This is a genomic window from Polyangium mundeleinium, assembly GCF_028369105.1.
Taxonomy (GTDB): domain Bacteria; phylum Myxococcota_A; class Polyangia; order Polyangiales; family Polyangiaceae; genus Polyangium; species Polyangium mundeleinium.
This window is the reverse complement of record NZ_JAQNDO010000001.1, coordinates 3,048,618-3,069,656: the sequence shown is the minus strand read 5'-3', so window position 1 is coordinate 3,069,656 and position 21,039 is coordinate 3,048,618. Positions and strand designations below refer to the sequence as shown.

General features: G+C 68.5%; 18 protein-coding genes and 1 riboswitch. Of the genes, 9 read left to right on the top strand and 9 right to left on the bottom strand.

The features are described 5' to 3' along the window. The first annotated feature begins 3 nt into the window (after positions 1 to 3). Positions 4 to 1,509: a serine/threonine-protein kinase gene (locus tag POL67_RS12455; RefSeq protein WP_271917501.1), complete on the top strand. Its 1,506-nt coding sequence runs from the start codon at positions 4 to 6 to the stop codon at positions 1,507 to 1,509. Between the two features lie 182 nt (positions 1,510 to 1,691). Beyond that, complete coding sequence (locus POL67_RS12450) at positions 1,692 to 2,057, top strand: hypothetical protein (protein ID WP_271917500.1); 366 nt, start codon at positions 1,692 to 1,694, stop codon at positions 2,055 to 2,057. Between the two features lie 41 nt (positions 2,058 to 2,098). Here POL67_RS12450 and POL67_RS12445 read toward each other — a convergent pair whose 3' ends face one another. The 3 genes from POL67_RS12445 to POL67_RS12435 form a co-directional block, all read right to left on the bottom strand. Beyond that, the gene (locus POL67_RS12445; protein ID WP_271917499.1) at positions 2,099 to 4,309 is read right to left on the bottom strand and encodes a cyclic nucleotide-binding domain-containing protein; all 2,211 of its coding nucleotides are present in this window, start codon (positions 4,307 to 4,309) and stop codon (positions 2,099 to 2,101) included. After that, positions 4,261 to 5,805, bottom strand: coding sequence for a flavin-containing monooxygenase (locus POL67_RS12440; protein WP_271917498.1), 1,545 nt, complete (start codon positions 5,803 to 5,805; stop codon positions 4,261 to 4,263). Before POL67_RS12440 ends, POL67_RS12445 begins: the two co-directional genes overlap by 49 nt. A gap of 84 nt (positions 5,806 to 5,889) precedes the next feature. Next, positions 5,890 to 7,089: a cytochrome P450 gene (locus POL67_RS12435; protein WP_271917497.1), complete on the bottom strand. Its 1,200-nt coding sequence runs from the start codon at positions 7,087 to 7,089 to the stop codon at positions 5,890 to 5,892. A gap of 150 nt (positions 7,090 to 7,239) precedes the next feature. Here POL67_RS12435 and POL67_RS12430 point away from each other — a divergent pair, with 150 nt between their 5' ends. Beyond that, complete coding sequence (locus POL67_RS12430; RefSeq protein WP_271917496.1) at positions 7,240 to 7,830, top strand: TetR/AcrR family transcriptional regulator; 591 nt, start codon at positions 7,240 to 7,242, stop codon at positions 7,828 to 7,830. A gap of 521 nt (positions 7,831 to 8,351) precedes the next feature. Here POL67_RS12430 and POL67_RS12425 read toward each other — a convergent pair. Genes POL67_RS12425 through POL67_RS12415 form a run of 3 tightly spaced genes read right to left on the bottom strand, consistent with a single transcriptional unit; the run spans position 8,352 to position 10,086 of the window. Beyond that, the gene (locus POL67_RS12425; protein ID WP_271917495.1) at positions 8,352 to 8,636 is read right to left on the bottom strand and encodes a hypothetical protein; all 285 of its coding nucleotides are present in this window, start codon (positions 8,634 to 8,636) and stop codon (positions 8,352 to 8,354) included. Beyond that, positions 8,633 to 8,911, bottom strand: a complete 279-nt coding sequence (locus POL67_RS12420; protein ID WP_271917494.1) for a hypothetical protein — start codon at positions 8,909 to 8,911, stop codon at positions 8,633 to 8,635. Before POL67_RS12420 ends, POL67_RS12425 begins: the two co-directional genes overlap by 4 nt. After that, positions 8,908 to 10,086 carry an HNH endonuclease gene (locus POL67_RS12415; RefSeq protein ID WP_271917493.1) on the bottom strand — a complete coding sequence of 393 codons (1,179 nt, stop codon included), beginning with the start codon at positions 10,084 to 10,086 and terminating at the stop codon, positions 8,908 to 8,910. Before POL67_RS12415 ends, POL67_RS12420 begins: the two co-directional genes overlap by 4 nt. Positions 10,087 to 10,248: 162 nt before the next feature. Between POL67_RS12415 and POL67_RS12410 the strand changes: the two genes are divergently transcribed. After that, positions 10,249 to 10,998 (top strand): hypothetical protein, encoded by a 750-nt coding sequence (locus tag POL67_RS12410; protein WP_271917492.1) that lies wholly within the window; start codon positions 10,249 to 10,251, stop codon positions 10,996 to 10,998. Positions 10,999 to 11,026: 28 nt separating this feature from the next. Here POL67_RS12410 and thiC read toward each other — a convergent pair whose 3' ends face one another. Continuing rightward, positions 11,027 to 12,907: a phosphomethylpyrimidine synthase ThiC gene (gene thiC, locus POL67_RS12405; RefSeq protein ID WP_271917491.1), complete on the bottom strand. Its 1,881-nt coding sequence runs from the start codon at positions 12,905 to 12,907 to the stop codon at positions 11,027 to 11,029. Then, positions 12,896 to 13,009, bottom strand: a riboswitch (TPP riboswitch). It overlaps the preceding gene by 12 nt. A gap of 132 nt (positions 13,010 to 13,141) precedes the next feature. On the opposite strand from thiC, the gene POL67_RS12400 reads away from it, so the two are divergent. The 4 genes from POL67_RS12400 (at position 13,142) to POL67_RS12385 (ending at position 17,043) form a co-directional block, all read left to right on the top strand. Beyond that, positions 13,142 to 13,609 (top strand): nuclear transport factor 2 family protein, encoded by a 468-nt coding sequence (locus POL67_RS12400; protein WP_271917490.1) that lies wholly within the window; start codon positions 13,142 to 13,144, stop codon positions 13,607 to 13,609. 132 nt (positions 13,610 to 13,741) lie between these two features. Continuing rightward, entirely contained in the window at positions 13,742 to 15,757 is a 2,016-nt protein-coding gene (locus POL67_RS12395) for a lysyl oxidase family protein (protein ID WP_271917489.1), read from the top strand. A gap of 5 nt (positions 15,758 to 15,762) precedes the next feature. Further along, positions 15,763 to 16,545, top strand: coding sequence for a glycerophosphodiester phosphodiesterase family protein (locus POL67_RS12390; RefSeq protein WP_271917487.1), 783 nt, complete (start codon positions 15,763 to 15,765; stop codon positions 16,543 to 16,545). Positions 16,546 to 16,641: 96 nt separating this feature from the next. Beyond that, entirely contained in the window at positions 16,642 to 17,043 is a 402-nt protein-coding gene (locus POL67_RS12385; RefSeq protein ID WP_271917486.1) for a hypothetical protein, read from the top strand. Positions 17,044 to 17,071: 28 nt separating this feature from the next. Here POL67_RS12385 and POL67_RS12380 read toward each other — a convergent pair whose 3' ends face one another. Both POL67_RS12380 and POL67_RS12375 read right to left on the bottom strand, forming a co-directional pair. Then, entirely contained in the window at positions 17,072 to 17,755 is a 684-nt protein-coding gene (locus POL67_RS12380) for a response regulator (RefSeq protein ID WP_271917485.1), read from the bottom strand. A 152-nt stretch (positions 17,756 to 17,907) separates the two neighbouring features. Next, positions 17,908 to 19,404 carry an ATP-binding protein gene (locus tag POL67_RS12375; protein WP_271917484.1) on the bottom strand — a complete coding sequence of 499 codons (1,497 nt, stop codon included), beginning with the start codon at positions 19,402 to 19,404 and terminating at the stop codon, positions 17,908 to 17,910. A 158-nt stretch (positions 19,405 to 19,562) separates the two neighbouring features. Between POL67_RS12375 and POL67_RS12370 the strand changes: the two genes are divergently transcribed. Further along, positions 19,563 to 21,020, top strand: coding sequence for a hypothetical protein (locus POL67_RS12370; RefSeq protein ID WP_271917483.1), 1,458 nt, complete (start codon positions 19,563 to 19,565; stop codon positions 21,018 to 21,020). Positions 21,021 to 21,039 lie beyond the last annotated feature (19 nt).

The window sequence follows — 21,039 nt, the reverse complement described above, 5'->3', positions numbered from 1 at the left end:
GGCATGTCGGGTCCCGGCGCGAACGCAGTCCCGATCTTCCTTCTCGCCCCGTCGCAGCTCTTTCACGAGCGGTACCGCATCGTACGCACGATCCGCACAGGCGGGATGGGCGCGGTCTACGAGGCCATGGATGAGCGCACGGCCGGTCGCCGCGCGCTGAAGATCATCCACTCGACGCTGCTCGACGAGCACACGGACTTCAAAGCACGCTTCGAACGCGAGGCGCGGATCCTCGGAGAGCTCGAGAGCGACCACATCGTGCGCGTCATCGATGCCGGCGTGGACGCGCCCACGGGGCTGCCGTTCCTCGTGATGGAACTCTTGCGCGGGCGGGATCTCGGCATGATCGTCACCGAGCGCGGCGCCCTGCCCTCGGGCGAGGTGCGCACCTACCTCGCGCAGGCCGCGTTCGCGCTCGACAAGACCCACGCCGCGGGCATCGTTCACCGCGACATCAAGCCCGACAACCTCTTCCTCACGCACCGCGACGACGGCTCGCCGTGCATCAAGCTGCTCGACTTCGGCATCGCCAAGGCCGACGGTCACCTCGGCATCGGGATGCAGACGAAGACCATCCTCGGCAGCCCCTACTTCATGGCGCCCGAGCAGATCTTCATGGACCAGCCCATCGGCCCCGCCGTCGACGTCTACGCGCTCGGGCACACGGCGTTCATGTTGCTCGCCGGGGGTCCGTACTGGGCCGAGGAGTTCGAGAAAGCGCCGTCGATCATCACGCTCGCGCGTTGCCTCGACAGCCCGCTGCCCGAGGCGACCTCGGCGCGGGCGCGGCGGCGCCACGGCGTCGAGCTGCCCGCGGCGATCGACGCCTGGTTCGGCCAGTGCGTCGCGCGAAACCCCGACGATCGATTCCCGAGCGCCTCCGCCGCGCTCGTCGCCCTCTCCGACGCCCTCTTCCCCGCGGACGCCTTGACCGCGCGCCAGACCACGCCCCCTCCCCGCGAGCCCTACATTTCGGTGTCGTACGAGTCGACGCCGATCCCCGCGGCCCGCAGCTCCCGCCCCTCGACGCCGCCGGCGAGCGAACCGACGAAGCACCCGACGCCGTCGCGCACGGGCCGGCACTCGACGCCGCCGACCTCGCTCGACCGGATGAAGCCGTCGGCCTCGCGGCCACGGAGCGGCCACGTGGTCCGCGTGGAGCGCGAGCGCAGGCTCGTACGTCTGGAGGTGTGGGGCTTCTGGACGGTCGAGCAGGCGCGGGCCTACTACGAGGAGTTCGCGCGCGTGACGCAGCCGCTCTGGGGCAAACGCTGGCGCGTCCTCGCGAACACCGCGGAGTTCGCGGCCCAGAAGCCCGACGTGAGCGCGTTCGTGGAGCGGACGATGGAGGTCGCCCAGAAAAACGGCTGCGTGCGGGCCGCGAACATCGTGTCGAGCACGCTCACGAAGATGCAGCTCGCCCGCATGTCGGCCGAACAAGGCCTGGCTTCGTTCGCGTTCTTCCAGGACGAGGCCGAGGCCCTAAGGTGGTTGCTCGACGGGACGTGAGGCGGCGCCGAGAGGCGTCATCATCGTTCCTACGCACGCGAAACGAAGCCACGGTCGAGAGTGGACGTTCGCCGGCCGTCCCTTACGTATTCGCGTGAGGGCTCGTCACTGAACCGCGTTCGGTGAGAGGGGGTTTTTCCCTGTCGGCGAGGCGCGGCGCGGGCCCTCGGGGAGGGGGACCTATGAAGAAGCTACAAGGGTTGGCTGCGCTGCTGTTCATCTCGACCGGGGCCGTGCTTCTCGGCGCTGGCTGCATGGCGACGGTGGAAGACCCCACGGAAGACGGAATCCAGGCCGGTGGTGGAGAGGAAACCGCCTCGGCAGGGCAGGAACAGCGGCGGGGTCGCCGGATCGTTCGCTGGGGCGGCGGGGGCAGTGGCCCCTGCGCCTGGCTCGAAAATGGCGCTTATTGCGGCGGCAACATGTATGTGCCCGGCAATCCCAACCGGCTCTACAGGTGCTATCAAGGCAGCCTCATCAGCAGCGAGTGGTGCGGCGTCGGTCAGTGCGTGAAGAGGCCCCCGGGCCAACCCGATTTCTGCATCTGAGTCACGTGAAGTGCCCCCTCTCCGCGCGTCGGAGAGGGGGTTTACCCGAGCAGAAACTTCCGGATCCGGCTCGCGACCCCCTCCGTGCCCGACTGCCGCATGCGGCCCTCGCGATCGAGCTGACGCGTGGCGATGAGCAGGCCGAGCTCGACCACGAGCTGCGGGCGCGACTCGATGATCGGCGCGAGCGCCTGCTTGCTGATCTCGTAGAGCGTCGACTCGCACGTCGTGCGCACGGTCGCGATGCGCTCGCTGCCCGTGAGCAGCGCGACCTCGCCGAAGACCGCGCCGCGCTCCAGCGTGGCGACGGCGACGTCCTGGCCGCTCTGCTGGCGCACGAGGACCTCGACCGTGCCCGAGGCCAGCACGAAGAGCGACGAGCCCCGCTCCCCCTCGCGCACCACTCGATCGTGCGGGCCATAGACGACGGGGCGTGTCTTCTGCGCGAGCCGCTCGACCTCGCGATCCGTCAGCGGCTTGAAGACCGGCACACGCCGGAGGAGCGCCGCAATGTCGGCGTGCGTGGGCTCGGGGCCGAGGGAGAGCGGCTCGGCCGCGTCGAGCCCGCCGCCGTAGCCGTCGCGCCGCTGCAGGGCGTCGACGAGGGAGCTGTCGCCGCGCATGTACGCCTCGAAGAGGCTCGCGGTGCGCGGGATGCACTCGTCGCCCGTGTGATCCATGAGACCACGCTCGCGGGCGAACCGCGCGACCTCGTTCATCGACTGGCGGTACTGCCGGCACGCCGAGGGGAAGACGCCGTCCTGATCGCCGAAGGCCCCCGTCACCGACTCGGGCAGCGCGTAGCTGCCGAAGACGCCGCGCTGGTGCCACATGGCGAAGTCGCGCGTGCGTTTGTCCAGCCACCCTAGCTCGGGGAACGCGGCGAGGCCGTTCTTGAGGACCGCGCGCTCGGCGTCGCGGAAGACGCGGTGCCAGGTCTCCTGCGCGTTCTCGACGTTCGGGCCGGCGAGGGCGATCGCGTGCTTGAGGTCCTCGTGGTGCGCGTGCAGGAACGCGAGCGTCGCCTTCTGCTTGCGCAGAAGGTTCGCGAAGCTCACGGGCCCCGCGGCGAGCAGGTCCGACGTGCGCGGGACGATCTCGCGCGTGGCCCAGACCCGCCTCCACGCCGCGACGTCGATCCGCTCGCGGATCTTGGCGAAGACAGGGCTCTTTTCGAACACCTGGCGCTCGGCCGGCGAGAGCAGATCCGGGTGCTCGGCCCGCACCGCCTCGAAGATGCCGAGGCACGTGAGCAGCTCCAGGTAGAGGCCCACCCGCAAGAGCCACGCGGGATCGGGGAGGTTTCGCCGCTGCTCGCCGAGGTCCTGCCGGATGGCGTGCAGGTAGAGCATCGCCTTGTCGGTCCCGATCGTGAGGACCGGGAACCACGGGTGGTAACCGACGTGCAGATCCGGGATGTCCAGCGTGTCGGCTTGCAGCCTGGTGTCGGCCGGGATGAGCCGCTCGAGCAGCCGCGCGTAGAGCGATCCGAAGCGGCCCGTGTCGTAGATCTCGGCCTCGATCGTGTCTTCGGCGACGTACTTGCTGCCGTCCGTGTGCAGGGCCAGCGTGACGCGGATCTTCTGGTGGAAAAGGTTCGCGAAGGTGAAGGGATCGGCGCCGTCGGGCGTGCGCGCGCGCAGGGACGCGTCGACCTCGGACCAGTCGTAGCCGCGCCCCTCGGCGCTGCCTTCACGGCGCGGCAGGAGGCCCTCGGGGCTCAACGTCGCCGCGTAGACGGTCTTGTAGAACTCGGACCACGACGCGTCCGCGATCGCGGGGAACGGGTACGCGGCCGCGGAGACGACCCGCGGTTCGAGGACGACGCCCTGGAGCCCCGGGACGGGGCAAGGCGCGCCGTGGCCCTCCACGTGGGGCAGGAACGCGACCGACATGCGGACCTCGAACGTTCGATGGAACGGCGCGACGTACGCGTAGAGATCCTTCACCTGGTAGAGCAGGCAGAGATCGTCGGTGGGCGCGCCCTCGGCCGCGGTCGACACGAGGCCGGCGTGCTCGCTCGCGCCGAGCCCGGGGCCGAGCGCCTCGTCCAGGGGCCTTCGGCCGGCCTCGAACGGGACGATCTCGATCGCCGGCTCGAGCTCGGCGGACTCCTCCATCGGGTCCTTGCGCGACTCGAGCTCGCGCATGTACGCGCGCACGAACGCGAGTTTGTCCTCCCAGGACATACCCGCGACGGGGCTCAGGAGAAGGCGTTTGAAGAGCTTCTTGAAGTCTCGGGGGTTGTGCATGCTTCGTCGCGATCACGCGCCTCGCGGGCGCGCGTATCGAGCTCCTCCTCGAGGTCCGCGTAGAGCGAAGGATCCACCGGAAGGAGGAACTCGCGGAAGGGATTTTGCGGGAGCCTCCGCGCCCGCGCTCCCATGTCCCGGCAGAGGTCGTCGATGTAGTGGAAGTTCCACGGCACGACGCACGCTCCCCCCGTGAACGCGTCCGGCCGCTCGTTCTTGCGGAAGGCGATCCACTCGTCGATGCGGGCGATCACCTCCTCTCGCGGCGGCAACTTCATCCGGCCCCGGAAGAGCTCGCAGAGCCACCGCGCCCCGACCTCCGAGGTGAGCTGGCTGTAGAGGCTGTTCACGAAGCCGCAAAAGCCGAGTCCCGGGGCGTCGGGGTGGTAGAGGCCGCGGTAGAGCCGGAACGTGCCGTCCTCGTCCTGCACGACGCGCCGGAGCGAGGGTTCGAGGAACGGGAACTCCTGGCGGAAGCCCGTCCCGAAGAGCACGACGTCGGCCGGGATGCGCTGGCCCTTCGAGGTCTCCACGGCGCCCTCGTGGAAGCGGGCGATCTCGCCCCGCGCGAGCTTCAGCGTCCCGCGCTGCGCGGCCTCGTAAAAGCCCGCGGGCGTCATGTTCAGCGAGCAACCGACGCCGCTCAGCGGCATTTCGGGCCGGAGGCCGGTCTTGCTGAGCCCGAGGTCCATGTCGAGGGCGGCCATGACCCCGCCCCAGTACCGGGCGACGAACCCGCTGGCTTTTTCGTGCAGCGCACGCTCGAAGCCCTCGGCGCCCGGGTACGGGAAAAACATCTCGGTGAAGCGGTTCAAGAGCAGGTACTTCGTGGGCACGACCCCGAAGAGGAACCGCGGCGCCTTCCAGCCGACGCTCCGGTGGACGAGCGTCACCTCGCGGGCGTGCTCCACCGCGAGGGCGGCCACGTCGCACGCCGACTTCGAGAACCCCACGACGACCACACGTTTGCCCCGGAGGAAGCTCGTGTCGTGGAACGCCGTCGTGTGCAGCACGACGCCCCCGCTCGCCTCGAACGCCTCGCGCCCGGGGGCCTCGGGGATGTGCGGCTGGCTGAACAGGCCGCTGGAGAGGATCACCTGGTCGAAAGCGTGGGTTTTCTGCTCGGATTCGGCGGCGCCTACAGGCCGCGTGTCCACGGAGAACCCGCCTCCGTCGCGCCGACGAATCTGATCGACCTGGGTGCGCAGGCGGACGTGCCGTGTCACGCCGAAATGGTCGGCGTAACTCGAAAGATAGGCCTGGACCTGGGCGCCCGTGGGCCACTCGGGGTAGTGGCGGGGCATGGGGAAATCGGAAAATGCGTAGGTGTCGCGGGCGTTTTGCGTCTGGAGGCCGGGGTAGCGGCGCGAGCGCGTCCACACGCCGCCGACCTCGTCCTCCTTCTCGAACACCGTGACGTCGAAGCCGCCCCGCAGGAACGTCTTCGCCGCCACGAGCCCACTCAATCCGCCCCCGATGATCCCCACCGATGCCATACGCCCCTCCGTGGTCGAAGAAAGAACCCGGATGCTACGGCAAAGGCGGGCCGGGGGCTAGAGCGGCTGCCCCCCGCGTCATGCTCACCAGGTGACCGGGAACTCGTTCATGCCGTAGACGGTGGAGCTGTCCTTGAACGAGAGCTCCTCGAAAGGCACGGCGGACTTGAGGCCGGGGATGCGCTTGAACAGCGTGTCGATGACGATCTGGAGCTCCAGCCGGGCGAGGTTCTGCCCGAGGCATTGGTGCGGGCCGAAGCCGAACGCAAGGTGGTTGCGGGAGCCCCGATCGAGGTTGAGCTCGTCGGCATTCTCGAACACCTCCGGATCGCGGTTCGCCATGTTTGCCAAGGCGAACACGCCTTCGCCGGCCTTGATGGTCACGCCGCCGATTTCCACATCCGCCTTCGCGACCCGGCCGAGCGCGGACTCCGCAATGGTGAAGTACCGCAAGAGCTCCTCGACGGCGCCGATGGTCTTCGACGGGTCCTCTTGGATGGCGGCGAGCTTCTCCGGGTGCTGCGTCAGCACCAGCGTGCTCAGCGAGATCATGTTCGCGGTGGTCTCGTGCCCGGCGATGAGGAGCAGGAACGCCATGCTGACCAGGCCCTCGAAGTCGACGGCGCCCGTTTCGAGCTGCTTCTGGATCTGGCGGCTGAGCAAATCGTCGGTGGGGTTCTGCACCTTGGCGCCCACGAGCTGGCCGAGATAGGTCATCAGCGCGATGACCGAGCGCATGATCACATCGGCCGGCGCCTTCTGACTGATGATCTGCGAAGAGTGCGTCTGGAAGAACTCGTGGTCGGCGTAGGGCACACCGAGCAGCTCGCAAATGACGAGCGAAGGCACCGGCAGGGAGAGCGCCTGCACGAGGTCGACCGGGCGTGGACCGGCGAGCATGGCGTCGATGTGCTCGTCCACGATTTGCTGAATGCGCGGCGTGAGCGCGTTCATCCGCTGGAGCGTGAACTCACCGAGCACGGCCCTTCGCGCAGGCCCGTGCTCGGGCGAGTCCAATTCGATCAGCATCGGCCTGAGGTTGCTCGAAGGCGGGCGCTCGTACGCCAGCGTGGGGAAATTGGGGTCGCGCCGGTTGGAGCTGAACCGCGGGTCGGACAGGATCGCCCGGATGTCCTTGTGGCTCGTGGCGACCCACACGACCCTCCCATTGGGGAGTTTTACCTTGGAGATCGGCGCCTCTTCACGGAGCTTGCGATGCTCCGCATGCGGCGTGAACGGGCAGGTTCGGGTGATGGGAAGCGTGGGGACGGCATCGGCGGACATGGTTCACCTCGATTCGGGCGACCAGGCTAGCCGTTCGGCAAGCACAGCACAAGCCGATCGGCTAGGACGAGGACGTGCTCCGCGCGCCGCTCGGAAAGCGTGCCGGAGGGCGAGGAGCCGGGTACTGTCCGGCGTCCGCGAGGAGAGCGCATGACTGCCGGCACCGCCGCCACCGACACCCGATCCCGACTGCTCGACGCCGCGCTGAGGCTGTTCAGTGAACACGGGGTGGAGGGCACGTCGTTGCAGATGATCGCCGACGAGCTCGGCGTCACGAAGGCCGCCGTCTACTACCACTTCAAGACGAAGGACGAGATCACCGAGGCCGTCGCCGCGCCCGCGCTCCAGGAGCTCGACCAGATCATCGAGGAGGCGCGGACGAAGCGGAGCCGAAGCGCTCAGGTCGATCACGCGCTGACCGGATTCGTCGAGCTCATCGTCCGCCAGCGCCCGCTGCTCGGTCTGTACAACAGCGACCCCGGGATGCAGCGGGTTGTGAACAGGACGTTCCAGGCGCCCCGAGGCGCGGACCTCAAGACGCGAATGAAAACGGTCCTCGCCGGCGAGGCCCCGAGCCTCTCGGACGCGATCATGGTGCACGTCGTGTTCACGGGGCTGACGATGGCCGGCGGCGCGCCCCAGTACGCGGACATCGACGACGACACGCTGCGCGAGCACCTGCTCGACGCAGGCAGGCGCCTGCTCGGGCGCCCCCGCAAGCGCCCGGGCGGCGCCGGCTAGGGGGCGCAAGGCAAGACGAAGCGGGCGTCGGGCCCTTCGGGGGGGTCGTCCGCGGGGTCGAGCGTGGGAGAGGCCCGGCGGGGTGTCGGGGAACGGAGGGCGATGCGGGCGGCGAGGCTTCCGAGGGGTCGTTCGGCGCTTCGTCGAGCGAGGATCGGCACCTGGGGAGGGGCGTCGAGCGCTCGGCTTTGCGGGGATCGTGGCGCGGGAAGGCTCTCGGGACGCTTGGCTTTGCGAGGAGCGTGGCTCGGCGGGGCTCGGGGGCCGAAACGGGGAGCGGCGGAAGGTGCCTCGGAGGCGTCGAGGTGCGCATCACGGAGGGGTACCTGGGCCTCCGGGGGGTCTTTTACCGCTCGGCCTTGCGTTGCTCGACCCAGGAGGGGCGATTTGGGACGCAATCGGGAGCGGAGCGGGGGGGTTCCGGGGGTTGGGGGGTGTCGGGGGTTGGGTGGAGTCGGGGTGCCGGCTATCCCGGCTCTCTGCGATGGGCCCTGTTGGCGGTGACCCACGGCGGGGCTCCGTCACTCATTCTTCTTCCTGTTCCATGGCGCGCCCACGTGGTCTCTCCATGCGCACCACCCCAGTGGCAAGTCGGCAAGCGAGGCAAGGGTCGGGTCTGCGTCGACGATCGACCGAAGGCTCACCACCGCTGCTTCCGCCTCGGGTACCGGGCCATTCGACGCGTGGAATTGCCATGCTCCGTCGTCCTCGTCGTGGCTGACATACGCTATCCACGCCTCCCCGGACAATATCCTCTTGCTCGTGAAGACCGCGACGTTGGGAGGATCTGCAAAAGGCCATTTCATGCGGGTTCTCGCGTCCATTCAGCTCCTATGGCACCGCGAAAGGCGACCCAACCCAACGGGAGATCGGCCACTTCAACCACGGTCGGATCCGTCGTGAGGATCTCGCGCACGTGGACGACGCGCCCGTCCGCAGGGTCGCTGGTTGTTCCACACAAAAACTGCCAGCCCCCGTCATCGGCATCGTGGGAAACCAGCAAGATGGGGGCACCCGCGAGGACCGCAGAAGTGGTGATGACTCCAAGATTCATCTCCTCCTCCGCTTGGAAAGGTTTCATTTGTCCCTCTTTTTAGCGTTGCAATCGCGACATAGAACCTGCCCGTTCTCAGGCGTACCCGACCCTCCGTTCGCTCGGGCTGCTTTGTGATCAACATGCCCCTCGTTAGCGGGTGGAGTTACACCTCGGGTATGTCTCTGTGGTTTGGCAACCTCCACGAGACAAGTGTCGCACTTGTTTTTCCCCCCGTGCTTGGCTGCGTTCCGATTCCATACCTCCTCCTTCCCTGCCTTCGTAAATGGTTGGCCCGGTCGACTTGCTGGTTGGCTGCCCCTTGTCGCTTCCTTCGGCGTGACCGCCTGGTGGTCGCTCTGTCCCTTTACGTTGTGCGGACGCGTCGTCGTCTTGACCGTCGTCTTCGCGCCACCTCCCCCACCGCTCCCCGTTGACAACGATTGCCCGTTGTGCCCCTCCGCGGGCTTCTTCTTCCCCTTCGGGATGAAGTTCTGGTGGCGGGCATGGCAGATCCTTTCGAGGCACTCCCGGCCTCGTTCCTCCGCGAGCGCGGAGACGTCCGCGGGCGTAAGCCCCCAATCCTCATACTCCCGCGCCGCGCCCTCGGACAACCTCACCGACGCGGGCGGCTCGACCTCGCGCGGGCTCTCCGCGACGACGGGCTCTGTGCGGGCCCGCTGGACGAGGACCCTCGTGCAGGTCCGCCCGCCCGAGCCGCTGCGCCTTCGCGTCTGGCCCGGCTCTTCGTACGCCGTGCACCTTTGCGCCTCGACGCGCCTCTCCACCGCGGACGTTTCGCGCGGAATCGGTCGCAGCAGCGGCTTCGGCCGCTCGGCCTTCTTGCTCTCCTCCTTCTTCCCGGCCTCGATCTTCGCCGCGGCCACGCGGGGCTTCGGCGGCGCCGGGCATTCGAGCCGATGGTACGGAATCGGGAGGAGCTTCGCGCTCTCGCGAGGCGCCCCCTGATCGAAGATGTATACGCCCAGGCCGGCGCGCCTCGCGAAATCCACCTCCCGGGCCCCGAAGACGGGCGCGCCGGAGGCGTCGAGCGCCCACATTCCCTTGTCTTTCGGCACGTTCGGCGGGCGTACGCAAACGTGGATGACGTTCGGCGCCTCGAAGATACGCGCCATGATGGGGTCGCGCGACGAGGCGCACCCGAACAATACGAGCGATAGCGCGACGAGCAGGGCGACATAACCCCGAATTCCCCTCTGCATGGACCTTCCTCCCGCCCGGGAATGGCGCAGCCCTCGCCTCCATCAGCGGGGCAGCCCACCCGGAGCCATGGCGGACGGTAAGGCGGCGTGGGGACGCCATGGAAGCAGGGACGCAAAAACGGTCTAGACGTGCCGCGCGGACGGATGGTAGCGTCCAACCCCATGACACGAACGCTCGAATCAACTTCGGTGATCGCCCTGCCGCGCCTCGACGCGAACCAGGCCGTCGTCCTCGCGCAGCAGATCGAAGCCGCGACGCTCGATGAAAACGGCAATGCGCGCGCCTTGCCGGAGGCGGTGACCGAGGCCCTCGGTGACGTGAAATCGGATCGCGTGACGTTGCAAGACGTCCTCGGTCCGGAGGCGCCGACGGGCGAGATTCGGGCCCTCGACAAGCTGGAGGACAATGCCATCGCGGCGCTGATCCTGATCCTCGCAGGATGGTCGCGGGTGCGTGGCCAGTTCGAGCTCGGGGACGTCGCCGCGGAGCTCGGCGCGCACCTCGGCGTCGAGGAGGGCCTCGGCTTCATCAACATGCGGCCGCGGGACGAGTATGGGGTCGTCGACACGAAGCTGAAGACGATCGCGCGGGAGAACCTCGAGCCGAAGCTCGCGCAGATCGGCCTCGCCCCGCTGCTCTACCACCTGCGCGAGGTGCACGAGCACTATGGGAAGGCGCTGGGCATGGTCCATTCCGTGCCCGCGGAGGAGCGCGCGGCCGTACGCCCGCGGCTCGACGCTCTCACGGATTCACTGCGGCATTACGTGGCCGCCGTGCTGGGCTCCGTGCAGCGGAAGAAGCCGGCGACGAAGGAGCTCGCGGACGCGCTCCTGCGCCCGCTCACGACGTGGCAAGCGACCCCGGTGAAGAAGGCGGCCAAGGAGAGCGCTGCGGGGGGCGTCGGGCCTTGACCACCCCCCTCACCTCCCCATTCGAACCTCAGACCTTCCGGTAGATCTCGCTCCCGCCCTCGACGAACTCGGCGCTCTTCTCCTTCATGCCGCGAACGAGCGCCGTCTCCGGCAACACCTCGCCCTTTTCGGCGGCGTATTTGCGCACGTCCTCGGTGATCTTCATCGAGCAGAAATGGGGGCCGCACATCGAGCAGAAATGGGCGACCTTGGCGTTTTCGCTCGGGAGCGTCTCGTCGTGGAAGGCGCGGGCCCGCTCCGGATCGAGGCCGAGGTTGAACTGGTCCTCCCAGCGGAACTCGAAGCGCGCCTTGCTCATCGCGTCGTCGCGCGCCTGCGCGCCGGGGTGGCCCTTCGCGAGATCGGCCGCGTGCGCCGCGATCTTGTAGGTGATCACGCCCTCCTTCACGTCGTCGCGGTTCGGGAGGCCGAGGTGCTCCTTCGGCGTGACGTAACAGAGCATCGCCGTGCCGAACCAGCCGATCATGGCGGCGCCGATGCCGCTCGTGAAATGGTCGTAGCCGGGCGCGATGTCGGTCGTGAGCGGGCCGAGTGTATAAAACGGCGCCTCGTGGCAGATGCGGAGCTGCTCGGTCATGTTGTGCTCGATCATGTGCATCGGCACGTGGCCCGGGCCCTCGATCATGACCTGCACGTCGTGCTTCCATGCGATCTGCGTGAGCTCGCCGAGCGTCGCGAGCTCGCCCATCTGCGCGTCGTCGTTCGCGTCCGCGATGCTGCCAGGCCGCAGGCCGTCGCCGAGCGAGAAGCTCACGTCGTAGGCCTTCATGATCTCGCAGATCTCCTCGAAATGCGTGTAGAGGAAGTTCTCCTCGTGGTGCGCGAGGCACCATTTCGCGAGGATCGAGCCGCCGCGCGAGACGATGCCCGTCAATCGGTTCGCCGTGAGCGGGACGTACCGAAGCAGGACGCCCGCGTGAATCGTGAAGTAATCGACGCCCTGCTCGGCCTGCTCGATCAACGTGTCGCGGTAGATCTCCCAGGTGAGCTCCTCGGCCTTGCCGCCGACCTTTTCGAGGGCCTGGTAAATCGGCACGGTGCCGATCGGGACAGGCGCATTGCGGAGGATCCACTCGCGCGTTTCATGGATGTTCCGGCCCGTGGAGAGATCCATCACGGTATCGGCGCCCCAGCGGATGGACCACACCATCTTTTCGACCTCCTCCTCGATCGAGGAGGTGACCGCGCTGTTGCCGATGTTCGCGTTGATCTTCACGAGGAAGTTCCGGCCGATGATCATCGGCTCGACCTCGGGGTGATTGACGTTCGCCGGGAGGATCGCCCGGCCGCGGGCGACCTCGTCACGGACGAATTCCGGCGTGATCCGCTCGGGGATCACCGCGCCGAACGAGCGCCCCGGGTGCTGCTTGCGGATCCGCGCCGCCGCCCGCTGTTGCTCGCGAATCGCGACGAACTCCATCTCGGGCGTGATGATCCCCCGCCGCGCATAATGCATCTGCGTGACGTTTTTGCCGGCCGCGGCGCGCAGCGGCCGGCGCGGCGCGTGAAACCGCAATGCGTCGAGCGAGCGATCGTCGAGGCGCTTCTGGCCATACGCCGAGCTCACGCGCGGGAGCTCCGTCACGTCCTCGCGCGAGCGGATCCACGCGTCGCGGAGCGGCGAGAGGCCCTTGCGGACGTCGATCTCGGCCTCGGGATCGGTGTACGGGCCGCTCGTGTCGTAGACGGCGACGGGCGGGTTCGGCACGAGGCGCACGGCGTCGCCGTGACCTTCGCGCGTCGGCGTCTGCGAGATTTCACGCAGCGGGACGCGGAGATCCGGGTAGAGGACGCCCGGCAGGTAGGTCTTCTTTGATCCGGGCAGTGGCCCGCGCGTGATGGTCTGGAGGCGGGCCTCGTCGACCCGCTGCTGTTTCACGGTGCTCATGACACTTCCCTCCGCCGGTACGAACCGGTTCAGGTTCCGAGGGTTCGGCCCGCCACAAACGCGGCGAAGCCGTCTCAGCCCGAGGCTCCCCTAGGTCGAGGTGTCGGTCTGGTCGAACCCGGGCCCGGCGTCAACGGAGGAACGACACGCGCGGGGTTCGGCGCGGCGCAGCGCCTTGACGTCCCGGCCGGCCCGTGGTCCGCTCGCCCGGCCGCTATGCACCCCAATCAAGCCTTGATCGAACAATTTTATCGGGCGTTCCAGAAACGCGACGCCGAGGGCATGATCGCCTGTTATCACCCCGACGTCGTGTTCTCGGACTCGGTCTTCGTGGGTCTGAGCGCAGCCGAGGCGCGCGGGATGTGGCGCATGCTCTGCGAGCGAGGGAAAGACCTCACGCTCGAATTCAGCGACGTGCACGCCGATGATTCCACGGGCAGCGCGCACTGGGAGGCCCGGTATTCGTTCTCGGCGACGGGCCGGCAGGTGCACAACGTGATCGACGCCTCGTTCGAGTTCCGCGACGGCAAGATCGTCCGCCACACGGATCGATTCGACCTCGGGCGCTGGACCCGCATGGCGCTCGGGCTCCCCGGGCTCGTGCTCGGCTGGACGCCATTCTTCCAGAACGCGGTGCGCAAAAAGGCGCGGAAGGGGCTCGCCGACTACATGGCGCAGAACCCCGAGCGCGCCGGGGGCTGACGCTGGGGCTGCCGGGGACGATCCCCGCGCCCCCCGCATTTCGCGCGTGGCTCGCGACGCGGGTCCGCTTATCATGCGAGCTCCGACGGCCGCGCGCGCGGCCCCTTCCGGACCCCAACGGCGAGGCTTCGCATGCGATATCGACGGCTCATCCCGCTCTGCTTTCTCCCGGCCCTTCACGTGCTCGTTCCCGGCTGCTCGGACGACGTCTCCGAGTTCGGGATCGCGGACGCGGTCGTCACGATCGACGCGCGCGTCAAGCCCGGCACCGTGGTCAACGTCAAGGTCGACGCACGAAATAGCGGGCAGGCGACGTGGGTGCCCGGCGAGGTCACGCTCGTGCTGCCGGACGGGCAGGGCTTCACGAGCGCGTCGCTCGCGCTCGCAGGCGAGGTGGATCCGGGCGGCACCGGCACGTTCCAGGGCAAGTTGACCGCGCCCGTGCGCACGGGGCTCTTCAAGCTGAACTTCGACGCGCGGTACGAGGGGGGGAAGTTCGGCTCGATCGCCTCGCCCGCGACCGAGCTCACGTGTAGCGACGGCGTCTACTGCAACGGCGCGGATCGGCTCGTCGCGGGGCAGTGTGTGACCGGGCCGAACCCGTGTGACGACGGCGCCGAATGCACGACGGACACGTGCGACGAGGCGACGGACACCTGCAACCACACGCTCGGGCCGAACTGCCAGTCCTGCACTTCGGATTGCACGCCGGACTGCACGGGCAAGGTGTGTGGCGACAACGGCTGCGGCGGGAGCTGCGGGAGCTGTCCCGCGGGCGAGGCGTGCGCGAACGCGACGAACGTGTGCAAACCCGCGAACCAGGCCGGATCCTGCGCGGCCCCGCTCGATCTGCTCCCGGCGGGCACGGCACTGCTCGGGGTCCACCCGATCACGGGAGACACGACGAACGGCCTGCACGAGGTCGTGCCGACGTGCAACTCGACGAGCACGGCGGTGGAGGCCGTCTACAAGTTCGAGTTGACCGAGAAGATGGGCATCGAGGCGCGCGTCTCGGGCTACGACACGGTGCTGCACATCCGGAAGGAAAACCCAGCGACACCCGAAAACGAATGCCTGGACGACAAACCCGCCGCGACCGTGGGTTGCAGCGACGACGCCTCGCCGCCCGGCGATTACGGCTCACGCGTGGACGCGGCGCTCGATCCGGGGACGTATTACCTCATCGTCGACGGGTTCGACGCCTCCCAGTACGGCGCGTTCGACCTGCAGGTGAAGTTCACGGCGAACGGCTGCGTCCCGCATTGCGACGGCCTGTATTGCGGCACGGACGACGGCTGCGGCGGCGACTGCGGGACATGCGACGCGGGCTTCGCCTGCTCGGCCGAGGGGCGCTGTCGGCCCGACCCGTGCGTGCCGGACTGCGCGGACAAGCAATGCGGCGACGACGGCTGCGGCGGGACGTGCGGCTCGTGCGCCGAGGGCTCGCTCTGCGTGCCGGCGACGTCGAAATGCCAGGTCTTCGCGGATTGCAACAACGAGACGCCGGTGTGCGATCCGCCCTGCGGCGCGGGCGAGTTCTGCGGGACGGACTGCGGCTGCCACGCGGCGAACGAGCCGATGGCGGACCTCGTGATCGACGAGAAGCGGCTCGCCGAGGAGATCCTCTTCGACACGCTCGACGTGAGCCCGAACTCGTGCGCGTTCATCGAGGAATGCGTGGGCGGGACGGGCCTGCGGAAGCTGCTCCGCTTCAGCGTGGAGGCGAAGAACCAGGGCATGGCGACGCTCACGGTGCCGCCGCCGTCGGAGCGGCCGGATCTGTTCCTCTTCTCGCCCTGCCACGGCCATTACCACTTCAACGGGTTCGCGACGTACGCGCTGCTCGACAAGGACGGCAAGGAGATCGTGACCGGGCGCAAGCAGGCGTATTGCATGGAGGACACGCAGCAGATCGCCCTCGGCCCGAACGTGGGCTGCAACAAGATCTACACGTGCGAGGATCAAGGCATCCAGCGCGGGTGGTCGGATCTTTATGGAAACACGCTCGATTGCCAGTGGCTCGACATCACGGGTGTGCCGGAGGGTGAGTACTTCATCCAGGTGAAGCTGAACCCGAGCCGCGAGTTCGAGGAGGTCAGCCTCGACAACAACACGGCCACGGTGCCGGTGACGATCCCGAAACAGTAATCGCCATGCATTACAAGGACGGCCCCCGCCCCCGCCTGTTCGCGCACCGCGGCGCCTCGGCCGCGGCGCCCGAGAACACGCTGCCCGCCTTCGCCGCCGCGCTCGCGGCGGGGGCGGACCGCCTGGAGCTCGACGTCCACCTCACGGCCGACGAGGAGGTGATCGTCCTGCACGACGAGGACGTGTCGCGCACGACGGACGGCGCGGGGCCGGCCTCGAAACGACGTTTCGCCGAGATTCGCGAGCTCGACGCGGGATACACGTTCACGGATCCGGATGGCGCGCATCCCTTTCGAGGCCGCGGCATCCGGATCCCGACGCTCGCCGAGGTGCTCACGTCGCTCCCGGGCGTGCCGCTGAACATCGAGCTGAAGGTCGACGACGCGGCGCTCGTCACCGCGGTGAAATGGGTGCTCGATCGGCACGACGGGCGGGAGCGGGTGCTGCTGACGGCGGAGACGGGCTCGCTCATGGAGAAGATCCGGCAGCGGATCCCGGCGGTGCTGACGGGGATGAGCTTGCCCGAGTCGCTGGAGTTTCTCTGCAATGGGGGAAACCCGGGCTACGTGGCGCGGGGGTTTGCCTTGCAGGTGCCGACGAGCCTGTCGGGGATCCCCATCGTGACGCCGTATTTCGTGGAGGTCGCGCACGCGTGCGGGCTGGAGGTGCACGCGTGGGTGATCAACGACGAGGCCGAGATGCGCGCGCTCGTCGCGATGGGCGTTGATGGGATCATGACGGACTATCCAGAGCTCGGCGCGCGGGTGCTCGGTCGCGTGGGCGGGTGATTGACGGCGGACGGACGGGCTCCATGTCCCCTTGCAGACGGGGTTGCCTGCTCGGCCATAACGGTCGATCCGGGCATCCCCTCGGGGGGAGTCACCATGAACATCAAATGGACCGCCGCCGCATTGCTGATCGCGGGCCTCTTCACGAGCGCGGCCGCCGACGCCGCCTGCACCTCGAATCCATTCCGGATGGGCTGGGACGCCGCGAAACAGGCGTGTGAGGACATCGCGCAGGGGTATACGCCCATGCCTTGGGGCTACCGGCGGTCGGCGAGCGGCGATTTCATCCCGATCCCGGAGCCGGAGCGGACGTGCTCGTGGCAAGACGTCGTGGAGTGCAAAAACGCGGCGGCCCAGTATCTCCGCCGATTCCAGAACCACGGCTGCGCCCGGCTCATCCGGCGCAACGAGCGGCTGACGAGCTCGCGCGGCACGCCCATCGGAACCGCCCAAGGGGTCTGGCGGACCTACGTGAACACGACCTGCAACATGCCGTAGGCTGCTGAGCCCGCGGATCCCGCCGATTCTAGAATTTTCCGCGCACCCAGCCGGTCGACGAGGTCACCGTCCGCTGCGAGTGCGGCGCCGCGTCGGGCGAGCGTTGCGAGAGGGGCGATGCGTCGAAGCTGCGCTGCGACAAAGGCGCGGCGTCCGAGGGGCGCGACACAGGCAGCGAGGAGGCCGACAAGGGTGGCAACGACTGGGACGAGGAGCCGGAGAGAGGCGGCACCTCCGAGGGCCGCGTCATGCGCGGCGGGACGTCGGTGCGCGGGCCGGGCGGCGCCGTGCTCGGCCGGATGCTCTCCGGAGCGCGGTCCCGCTTCTGCCACGTGCCATTCAGATACTCTTCGACGCGCGAGGCGAGCTCGTCGCCGTCGTTCGTCTTCGGGATGAACCCCGACGCGCCCGTGCTCAAAACGAGGCTCTGGAGCTCCCGCGCCGGCCGGTCGGAGTGAAAAACGATGGGGCACGAGAGGATGCCCTTCTGGAGGGCCACCTCGACCAGCTTGCCCCCGTGCAACGCCGGCATGTTGACGTCGACGAGCACGAGATCCGGCTGCTCGCGCGCCACGGCCGCGCCGAAGCCGAAGGGCGAGTCGAGCGTGATCACCTCGAAGCCACGAGATTGCAGGAGCAACTTGACGAGCTCGCGGCAAATCTCGCTGTCGTCGACCACGAGAATCCGTCGCTTCGTCGTGCTCGCGCTCATGAATGCCTCTCGCTCACCGAGGGTGATGGCTCCCGCGCGTCATGCACGGGCCATTGACGCCATCGTATCGAGGAGCCGTTGCCACGGCAAGAAGGACGTAACCCGGGGGCACGATTCACGCGCGCGGCGGAAAAACCGGTGTATGGACGGAGTCAGAATACCTCGGGCCGCACGAGCAGGACGTCGGCCCCGTCGACCGTCACGATCTCGGCAGGGCAATCGTCCGCCGTGGGGCAGAGGCGCGTGGCCACGGCCGCGTACGGCTCGCCGCCAGCACGAAGCGTGAAGCGAGCCTCCCCACGCCGCACCTCGATCCGCACGCCCTCGCCGCTCCGCGCGCCGCCCGGCGGCGCCATATCGAAGTATTCCACCGGGTCGAGCGCCGGCATCCCACCTTCGGCAGGCAAGACACGAACGCCGGGCCCGGTCGCCACCGCAAGGACGAGGTCGGCGCCCCGCGCAGGAAAACAAATGACGGGGAGCACGTGGCTCGCCTGGGGGACGCGGAGCCGGAGCGTCGTGCCCTGGCCGCGGCGCGTGGTGATGGAGATACAGCCGCCGACCCGCTGGATGGCAGCCCGCGCCGCGTCGAGGCCGATGCCGCGGCCCGAGACGTCCGTGACCTCGGTCCGCGTGGACAGGCCGGGGCGAAAGAGCAGCTCCGTGAGCTCGTCATCCTGCGCGCACAGGGCGATCTCCGGCGTGGAGATGCCGAGGTCGATCGCGCGCACCCGCACCGCTTCGAGGTTCACGCCCGCGCCGTCGTCCTCGACCGAGATCTCGATCTCGCCGCCCTTCTGCCGCGCCGCGACGCAAATCGACGCCTCGGGCGTTTTGCCCGCGGCCCGGCGCGCCTCGGGCCGCTCGATGCCATGATCCACCGCGTTGCGGAGCGCGTGCAGGAGGACGACTTCGACCGACTCGGCGACCTCGGCGCGCACGCGCACGTCCTCCACATCGAAGGCGACACGGACCTCCTTGCCGAGGCTCTCCGCGAGGAGGCGCGCCGCCTCCTCGTGCGGCGCGAGGCGCGGCGCGAGGGTGACGGCCGAGAGGGAGGTGACCTCCGCGGAGAGCGCGCGGACGACGTCGCCGAGGCGCCCACGCGCGCGCCCCGCCGCGACGTGCTCCAGAAAAACGCGCACGGCGAGGGCCGCGAGGCGCCGCTGCGTGGCCATCGATACGCGATCGGGGAGGTCGACGACGGCGCTGCGGGGCTCGGGCACGGGCGGGGGGTATTCGGGCTCGTCGGCCGAGACGTCGGCGAGGACCTCCTCGATCTGGTGGACGAACCCCTCGACATCCATCCCGGCGCTCGGGGCCGCGTCTTTGCGGCGGAGCATCACGACCGCGAACCGGATGGCCATGGTCACGACGAGGTCGACCTCCTCGGGCACGCGCCGGCCGCGCCGCGCCACGGCTGCGACGAGGCCTTCGAGCGCGTGGCAAAGCGTGGCGAGCCCGCCAAAGTGCATCATCCGGGCTTCGCCCTTGAGCGTGTGCAGCTCCTGCTGCATCGCGGCGGCGACCTCGGGCCCGCCCTCGCCGTGCATGAAGCTGCCCCAATCGCCCTCGACGCGGTCGAGCCGTTCGAGCGCCACGCCGCGGAAACGGCCGAGGAGCTCGCTGGGAAGCGCAGCCGGGCTCAAAACGCCTCTCGCCGCACGGCAGGATCGCTCACGGGTTTGGACAACAAATGCGCCCCCTGGACGGGAGGCATCATACCGAAGCAAAGAGCGAAGCGGGAGCGCAATCAACGCTCGACGGGGCCGTTCGGTCCCTGTAGGGTCGCGTCGGAGCAGAGGACATGCGGAAGCCGCTCGGGATCGTGCTCTTCCTGTCCATCGTCGGAATCGTGCCTCGTACGACGCAGGCCGCGGACGGGGAGGGAAAGGGCGCGCCGGAGGCACGTGAGCGAACCGCGATGGAGCGGCTCGACGCGCTCGAAGAGGAGAACCGCCGCATGCGCGCGCGCGTGGCGGAGCTCGAGCGCGCGGCAAAGCAGAACGAAGCGACGCGCGAGAAGGTCGCAAAGCTCGAGGACGACGCGAGCTTCTTCGATCAGCAGATCGCAAAGCTTCTGCCGATCGCGAGCCGGCTCGGGGGCTACCTCGACTTCGGTTTTTTCCGGGCGACGGGGACGGGCGCGGGCATACGGAGCGACCGGGGATACCGGTATTTCCCGGAGTACGAGGGCGACATCCCGGCGTCGTGGGTCTTTTATGGCGACCCGCTCTCGACGATGGTGAACGCGCGCGGCGAGCCGGCGGACACGGGAGAATCGCGGGCGCTCACGTTCGACGCGATCGATAGCGGCGGCAAATCGTCGTTCGCGGTGAACGCGCTGAACATGCAGCTCTTCGCGGCGCCGCGCGAGGACCTCACGCTGACGGCGTCGATCGACTTCGCGCCTCGGGGGCGGGACGTCTCGGCGCCGGGAGATCGCGCGCTCGGCGATTTCATCGACGTGAAGCTCGCGTACGCCGAGTACCTCGTCCCGATCGAGCGCTTCGAGCTCAGCCTTTATGCGGGGAAGTTCGATTCCGTGCTCGGCTGGGAGTACCGCAGCCGCGAGGCGACCGACCGGCTCACGGTGACGCCGTCCTTGCTTTGCCGATACACCTGCGGATCGCCGCTCGGGCTCAAGGCGCGCGGGAAATTCTGGGACGGCGCGATGATCCTGAACGTGGCCGTGACGAACGGCAGCCACGGGAGCGAGGCGTTTCCCTTTCACGGCGAAATCGATCGAAACGACTGGAAGACCGTGGCGGGCCGTATCTCCTCGCGGGCGCCGCTCGGCGCGGGGCTCGAGGTCGGCCTGTCTGGCTCGATCGGCGCGCAGGACCTGCAAAACGCCGAGGATGCGCTGCACACGCACGTCGGCGTGGACCTGCACCTCGATTGGCACGATTTCGATGTGACGGCCGAGTTCCTGCAGGGCGTGATCGATGGAAAGAGCGCGCCGGGGGACACCAAATGTGGCCTCGCCCCCTGCCTCCGGTACCGCGGAGGTTATGTCCAGATGGGCTATCGGCTGCTGAACTGGCTCACGCCATATGCGCGGGTCGATGTGCGCGACGCGGTACATCGGAGCGGCGCGAGCTTCGTCTACCAGTCCCAGGTCCTGCGCGCGACGGCCGGGGTGCGGATGGAGCTCGGTACCCACCTCATCCTGAAGGCCGAGTACAATCTGAACCGCGAGCTGGGCCGCGCCCCCCAGTTTCCGAACGACGTGTTCACGAGCTCGATGCTCCTGAAATACTGAAGCTCCCGAGGAGAATGGC

Coding starts and splice junctions, on each gene's coding strand:
- POL67_RS12455 (WP_271917501.1), top strand. CDS start 4: ATGTCGGGTCCCGGCGCGAACGCAGTCCCGATCTTCCTTCTCGCCCCG.
- POL67_RS12450 (WP_271917500.1), top strand. CDS start 1,692: ATGAAGAAGCTACAAGGGTTGGCTGCGCTGCTGTTCATCTCGACCGGG.
- POL67_RS12445 (WP_271917499.1), bottom strand. CDS start 4,309: ATGCACAACCCCCGAGACTTCAAGAAGCTCTTCAAACGCCTTCTCCTG.
- POL67_RS12440 (WP_271917498.1), bottom strand. CDS start 5,805: ATGGCATCGGTGGGGATCATCGGGGGCGGATTGAGTGGGCTCGTGGCG.
- POL67_RS12435 (WP_271917497.1), bottom strand. CDS start 7,089: ATGTCCGCCGATGCCGTCCCCACGCTTCCCATCACCCGAACCTGCCCG.
- POL67_RS12430 (WP_271917496.1), top strand. CDS start 7,240: ATGACTGCCGGCACCGCCGCCACCGACACCCGATCCCGACTGCTCGAC.
- POL67_RS12425 (WP_271917495.1), bottom strand. CDS start 8,636: ATGAAATGGCCTTTTGCAGATCCTCCCAACGTCGCGGTCTTCACGAGC.
- POL67_RS12420 (WP_271917494.1), bottom strand. CDS start 8,911: ATGAAACCTTTCCAAGCGGAGGAGGAGATGAATCTTGGAGTCATCACC.
- POL67_RS12415 (WP_271917493.1), bottom strand. CDS start 10,086: ATGCAGAGGGGAATTCGGGGTTATGTCGCCCTGCTCGTCGCGCTATCG.
- POL67_RS12410 (WP_271917492.1), top strand. CDS start 10,249: ATGACACGAACGCTCGAATCAACTTCGGTGATCGCCCTGCCGCGCCTC.
- thiC (WP_271917491.1), bottom strand. CDS start 12,907: ATGAGCACCGTGAAACAGCAGCGGGTCGACGAGGCCCGCCTCCAGACC.
- POL67_RS12395 (WP_271917489.1), top strand. CDS start 13,742: ATGCGATATCGACGGCTCATCCCGCTCTGCTTTCTCCCGGCCCTTCAC.
- POL67_RS12390 (WP_271917487.1), top strand. CDS start 15,763: ATGCATTACAAGGACGGCCCCCGCCCCCGCCTGTTCGCGCACCGCGGC.
- POL67_RS12385 (WP_271917486.1), top strand. CDS start 16,642: ATGAACATCAAATGGACCGCCGCCGCATTGCTGATCGCGGGCCTCTTC.
- POL67_RS12380 (WP_271917485.1), bottom strand. CDS start 17,755: ATGAGCGCGAGCACGACGAAGCGACGGATTCTCGTGGTCGACGACAGC.
- POL67_RS12370 (WP_271917483.1), top strand. CDS start 19,563: ATGCGGAAGCCGCTCGGGATCGTGCTCTTCCTGTCCATCGTCGGAATC.